The organism is Xanthobacter sp. BG11Y11_SDJG (genome assembly GCF_057364445.1).
In genome coordinates this window covers 1-1,141 of the sequence record NZ_JBNFNU010000716.1, presented here as the reverse complement: position 1 = coordinate 1,141, position 1,141 = coordinate 1, and the positions used below count along the sequence as shown (strand labels likewise).

General features: G+C 74.6%; 2 protein-coding genes. Both read left to right on the top strand.

Going from position 1 to position 1,141, the window contains the following annotated elements:
- Positions 1-115 precede the first annotated feature (115 nt).
- Positions 116-487: an aminotransferase class IV gene (locus tag AC2W7M_RS26010; RefSeq protein WP_486136038.1), complete on the top strand. Its 372-nt coding sequence runs from the start codon at positions 116-118 to the stop codon at positions 485-487.
- Positions 487-1,065, top strand: coding sequence for a GNAT family N-acetyltransferase (locus AC2W7M_RS26005; RefSeq protein ID WP_486136036.1), 579 nt, complete (start codon positions 487-489; stop codon positions 1,063-1,065). The genes AC2W7M_RS26010 and AC2W7M_RS26005 overlap by 1 nt, the downstream gene beginning before the upstream one ends.
- The last annotated feature ends 76 nt before the right edge of the window (positions 1,066-1,141 follow it).

Sequence of the window (1,141 nt, the reverse complement as noted above, 5' to 3'; positions counted from 1 at the left end):
CGCCCGTGCCCACCCTCGTCATCACCGCCGCCCCCGCGGGCCCGGCGCTGCCGCCGGCGCGGCTGGTGATCGCGCAGAACCACGCGGCGCAACGAGCTGGTCGCCCTTGGCGCAGGTGAAGTCGCTGAACTATCTCGACGGCATCCTGGCGCGGCAGGAGGCGGCCCGGCGCGGCGCCGACGACGCGGTGCTGCTCAACACCAAGGAGCGCGTTGCCGAGACCACCATCGCCAACCTGTTCGCGGTGATCGACGGCGCGCTGGTGACGCCGCCGCTCGCCGACGGGGTCCTGCCCGGCGTGATGCGCGCGGCGGTGATGGCGGAGGGAGCGGAGGAGCGGCCGCTCGGCGCCTTCGACCTTGAGCGGGCGGACGAGATGTTCCTCACCTCGGCCCTGGGCATCCGCAGCGTCGGCGCGATCGAGGGCCGCGCCTTTTCTTCCGTCGCGGCCGCCGAGCGGCTGCGCGCGCGCATTCCCGGCGCGTGATGGACGCGCCGACGCTCGCGACGGAACGCCTCCTGCTGCGCCCCTGGCGGCCGGCGGACCGGGAGGGCCTGTGGCGCATGCAGTCCGATCCGCGGACCATGGAATTCCTGTTGCCGGTGCCGGATCGCGCGGCGAGCGACCTCGTGGCGGATCGCGCCGAGGCGCACATCGCGCGCCACGGCTTCGGCCTGTGGGTGGTGGAGGCGCCCGGCGTGGCCGATTTCGCCGGCTATTGCGGCCTCGTCCATGTGCCCTACGACGCGCACTTCACCCCGGCGGTGGAGATCGGCTGGCGCTTCGATCCCGCCTTCTGGGGCCGGGGCTACGCCACCGAGGCGGCGCGCGCGGCGCTCGCCTTCGGCTTCGGGCGGCTTGGGCTTGGCGAGATCGTCGCCATCACCGTGCCGGCCAATGTCCGCTCGCGGGCGGTGATGGAGCGGCTCGGCATGACCCGCGACGCAGGCGGCGACTTCGACCTGCCGACGACGCCCGAGGGCCACCCGCTGCGGCGGCAGGTGCTCTACCGGCTGAAGGCCGGCGACGCCGGGAATGGATGCTCCGGTCAAGCCGGAGCATGACGCGCGCGCGCGTTGACGGCGGCTTCCGGTCCGCGCGGCTCCCCTCAGCCGAAACGTCGCCGCCCGCGGCAGCGCG

Bases quoted from the DNA above. Each gene is read 5' to 3' on its own strand.
- AC2W7M_RS26005 (WP_486136036.1), top strand. From the start codon at position 487: ATGGACGCGCCGACGCTCGCGACGGAACGCCTCCTGCTGCGCCCCTGG.